Annotated in this window: 3 protein-coding genes; 2 read left to right on the top strand and 1 reads right to left on the bottom strand. The window is 69.1% G+C overall.

All coding sequences use genetic code 11. The features are described from left to right. The coding region (locus VHK87_RS13445) for a protein adenylyltransferase SelO family protein (RefSeq protein ID WP_329635403.1) at window positions 1–252 on the bottom strand (252 nt) is incomplete at its 3' end. 240 nt (window positions 253–492) lie between these two features. Here VHK87_RS13445 and VHK87_RS13440 point away from each other — a divergent pair. After that, window positions 493–2,967: a TonB-dependent receptor gene (locus tag VHK87_RS13440; protein WP_329635402.1), complete on the top strand. Its 2,475-nt coding sequence runs from the start codon at window positions 493–495 to the stop codon at window positions 2,965–2,967. 131 nt (window positions 2,968–3,098) lie between these two features. Beyond that, window positions 3,099–4,597 (top strand): GAF domain-containing protein (locus VHK87_RS13435; protein WP_329635401.1); only part of this gene is annotated, 1,499 nt, incomplete at its 3' end.

Here is a 4,597-nt window from a genome sequence, read left to right as displayed (position 1 = left end):
CCGGAACTGGTGGCCGTGATAGCGCTGGGCCAGAGGGACCGGCAGGTTGTCCGGCAGCGGCCTGAAACGGCCGAAGTGGGCGATCCACTCCGCGTCGGTCAGCGTGGCCAGGCCCACGCTGGCCGCCGCCCGGTCGTTCCGGTAGCGCAGGAGGGTCTGCGGGAAGTCCGCCGCCTCGACCGGGTCGGCGAATTCGGGGCCCAGTTCCTGCAGGTGCGGCTCGGGGCGATAGGCGGCGGTGTCGACGGGCATGAGGTCTCCTGGCCCGCAGCATAACGAACCAGACGCCCTCTGACGCGCCCGCTCTGTCGCCGAATGTAACCCGCGCCCTGCGATACATGTTGCCGCCCGGCCACAACCATAGCGCAGCTGGCCAAACAACGTTCGAGTCCGATTGTCGCCAGACGGTCATCGGTCTAGACGCGCCGCCCTCAGATCCCGGCCGCGCCTCCCCGCGCGGACCGGTGGGGATAATCTGGAAGGATATTTTGAATGCGCATCACCCAACTGCTCCGCAGTTCGGCGTCGCTCGCCGTGTTGACCGGTCTCGCCTTCGGTACGGCGGCCCAGGCCCAGGACGACGCGGAAGGCAACGCCGTCGACGAGATCATCGTCACCGCCCAGAAGCGTGAACAAAGCCTGCAGGACGTGCCGATCGTGGTGACGTCGGTCAGCGGCCAGTTGCTGCAGGACGCCGGCGTACGCGACATCCGCGAGCTGACCGTCCTGACGCCCGGCCTGACCGTCACCTCGACCTCCAACGAGACCTTCGTCACCGCCCGTGTCCGCGGCGTCGGCACCGTCGGCGACAACCCCGGCCTGGAGAGCTCGGTCGGGATCGTGATCGACGGCGTCTACCGTCCCCGCAACGGCGTCTCGTTCGGCGACCTGGGCGAAGTCACCCGCATCGAAGTGCTGAAGGGCCCGCAAGGCACCCTGTTCGGCAAGAACACCTCAGCGGGCGTGGTCAACATCATCACCGCCGGCCCGACCCGCGACCTGCAGGCCGAGTCGGAGGTCACCGTCGGCAACTACGGCCAGTGGGGCTTCTCCGGCTCGCTGTCGGGCCCCATCACCGACACCGTGGCCGGCCGGATCTACGCCGCCGCCCGCGCCCGGGACGGCTTCCAGGACATCGTCACCGGCGAGGGCCCGCGCGGCCGCCACGAGGACAACACCCAGGACTTCTACACCCTGCGCGGCCAGCTGCTGTTCGAGCCGTCGCAGGACCTGAACATCCGGGTGATCGGCGACTACACCAAGCGTGACGAACTCTGCTGCGTCGGCACCCAGCTGTTCGTGGGCGGCGCCGTCAACAACCGCGGCCGGCTGATAGAGCAGGTGCGTCCGGGCTCGCTGGACCTGACCAGCACGCCGTTCGACCGGCTGGGCTTCGCCAACCGTCCCACGGACCAGCGCGTCGAGGACATGGGCCTGTCGGCCGAGGCGAACTGGGACATCAACGAAGCCATGTCGCTGACCTCGGTCACCGCCTGGCGGAACTGGAAGTCCGAGGTCGGCCAGGACGCCGACTTCACGGCCGCCGACCTGGTCTACCGCCCGAACGACGGCCGCAACGCCACTGAGTTCGAGCAGTTCAGCCAGGAGCTGCGGCTGGCCGGCGAGGCCATGGACGGGCGCCTGAACTGGCTGGTCGGCGGCTTCTACGCCAAGGAAGACCTGAACAGCCGCGCCCTGCTGCTGTTCGGCCAGGACTACTACGCCTACTACGCTCAGCGGGTGCTCTCGAACGTCCCGGCCGCCATCGGCCTGACCCAAGGGACCATCCTGCAGCCGGGCTTCGGCTCCGACGACGTCTACGCCCAGGAAGGCGACACCTGGGCCCTTTTCACCAACAACTCGTTCAAGATCACCGACGCCCTCGAGCTGACCGTCGGCCTGCGCTACACGATCGACGAGAAGTCCCTGACCAGCGACTACACGACCACGGGCGCGGCCTGCGACCAGGCCGAGGCGGCGTTCCCGGCCCTCGCCGGCCTGCTGGGCGCGGCCACCGCCACCACCGTCGCCGGCGGCCTGTGCATCAACCTCCAGAACAACGACTTCGACGAGCTGGGCGTCGTCAGCCAGTCGCGGGAAGAGAAGGAATGGTCGGGCACCGCCAAGCTCGCCTACCGCTTCAACCCCGACCTGATGACCTACGTGAGCTATTCGCGCGGGTTCAAGGCGGGGGGCTTCAACCTCGACCGTGAGCAGCGGATCCTCGCTGGCCCCGGCGGCGCGCCGAACTTCACCGCCGATGCCGACACCAGCTTCCGCGGCGAGTTCGTCGACAGCTGGGAGATCGGCGCCAAGTCGACCCTGTTCGACGGCTCTCTGCTGCTGAACCTGGCCGGCTTCCACCAGACTTTCGAGGACTTCCAGCTGAACACCTTCGTCGGCACGGCCTTTATCGTGGAGACCCTGCCGGAAGTGGTCTCGCGCGGCGTCGACGCCGACTTCGTCTGGTCGACCCCGATCGACGGCCTCGATTTCCAAGGCGGCGTCACCTACGCCGAGACCGAGATCCAGCCGTTCACCGCCTCGGACCTGCTGGTCCCCAGCCGGTTCAACAGCCTGCGCCGCCTGCCCGGCGCGCGGCTGTCGTTCGCGCCCCTGTGGTCGGCGTCTCTCGCCGGCACCTACGAGCGCGAACTGGGCGGCGAGCTGATGCTGCGCTCCAACGTCTCGGCCAAGTACACCTCGAGCTACAACACCGGCTCGGACCTGCACCCCTCCAAGCTGCAGGACGAACTGGTGCTGGTGAACGCCCGCATCGGCGTCGGCAATGTGGACGAGACCTGGACCGTCGAGCTGTGGGCCAACAACCTGTTCGACCAGGACTACATCCAGGTCGGCTTCAACGGCCCCTACCAGGTGGACGAGAACAACGACGCGGTCAGCGTCTACAACGCCTTCCTGGGGGCGCCCCGCACCGTCGGCGCAACGCTCCGGCTGCGCTACTAGACCTCGCCGGTTTCGGCTGATCGGCGGCCCGGGAGCGATCCCGGGCCGCTTTTCTTTGGCCCAATCGCCAAGCCGCGGCGGCCACGCTTGGCGTTCGGCGCAGCCCGTGCTGTGAAGCAAGGGTGAGCGAAATGACCGCCTCCGAACCCGACCTGACGCAATGCGACAGGGAGCCGATCCACATCCCCGGCGCTGTGCAGCCGCACGGCGCGCTGGTGGTCCTGGACCGCTCGGCGCTGAGGATCGAGCAGGCGGGCGGCGGCTGCGGAGAGCTCCTCGGGGCCGCGCCTGAAGCGCTGCTCGGCCGTCTCCTGATGGAGGCCATCCCCGGCGCCGGTGGCCTGTCGCTTGACGAGACCTTCTCCGTTGCGACGTACGCAGGAGCCGTTCCCGGCAGCTCCGGCGGCGAGCTCGACTGCGTAGCCCATTTGGTCGGGGAGAAGCTGGTGCTGGAGTTCGAGCCGGCCCCCGCCCGTCGGCGGTCGGCCGCCGAGATGGCCCGCACGGTCGAGACCATCGGCGCCGCCTTCGGCGCCGCGCGCACCCTCTCCCAGCTCGCCGAGACGGCGGCCGCCCGCTTCCGGGAGATCACCGGCTTCGACCGGGTGATGTTCTACCGCTTCCTGCCGGACGAGACCGGCAGCGTGATCGCCGAGGCCAAGACCGACGCGCTGGCGCCTTTCCTCAACCACCGCTACCCCGCCAGCGACATCCCCAAGCAGGCCCGCCAGCTCTATCTGCGCAACGTCATCCGGGTGATCCCGGATGTCGGCTACGCGCCGAGCCCGCTGCTGGCGCAGGATCTGGGCGATCCGCCGCTGGACATGTCGGACTGCCACCTTCGCAGCGTCTCACCGATCCACATCCAGTACCTGAAGAATATGGGCGTCGCCGCCTCAGCCTCATTGTCGATCATTCGCGACGGACAGCTTTGGGGCCTGGCGGCCTTCCACCATCGCGAGCCCAAGGGCCTCACCTTCGACGACCGCACCCTGTGCCGGCTGCTCGCCGCCTCCCTGTCGCACCAGGTCGCCAGCCTAGAGGACGCCGAGCTCTACAGGGATCGGCTGCGGACCCGAGCGGCCGAGGACGCGCTGTTCAGCCTGCTGGCGCGCGGCGCCTCGGTGGACGAGGGGCTCGAGAGCCATGTCCCGGACCTGATGGAAGTGGTGCGGGCGCACGGGGCCGCCGTGCGCCAGGGGGACAAGGTGACGACCGCCGGCCTCTGCCCCGATCCCGACAAGCTGCTGGCGCTGGCCGACTGGCTGCTGACGCGCCGCGAGCCGGCGGTCTTCGCGACCGACTCCCTGTCGCGCATCTTCCCGGCCGCATCCGTCTACGCCGAGAGGGCGAGCGGGCTGCTGGCGGTTTCGGTCTCCACCTCGGAGAAGCGCCAGCTGCTGTGGTTCCGGGCTGAGCAGGTCGAGGAGATCAACTGGGCAGGCAATCCGCACAAGCCGGCGGACCCGGCTTCGGACAGCGGAGCCCTGACGCCCCGAAAGTCCTTCGACCTTTGGCGGGAGACGGTCCGCGGCCGAGCCCAGCCGTGGTCCTCCGTCGAGGCCGAGGCCGCCGCGCGCATCGCCCGAAGCGTCGCCGAGCTGCAGCGGACCCAGAGTATCGGCCGACT

The sequence above is a fragment of the Phenylobacterium sp. genome, assembly GCF_036263695.1.
Lineage (GTDB): Bacteria > Pseudomonadota > Alphaproteobacteria > Caulobacterales > Caulobacteraceae > Phenylobacterium.
The sequence above is the reverse complement of the archived record's forward strand: the minus strand, read 5'-3'. Positions and strand labels throughout refer to the sequence as shown.

Bases quoted from the DNA above. Each gene is read 5' to 3' on its own strand.
- VHK87_RS13440 (WP_329635402.1), top strand. From the start codon at position 493: ATGCGCATCACCCAACTGCTCCGCAGTTCGGCGTCGCTCGCCGTGTTG.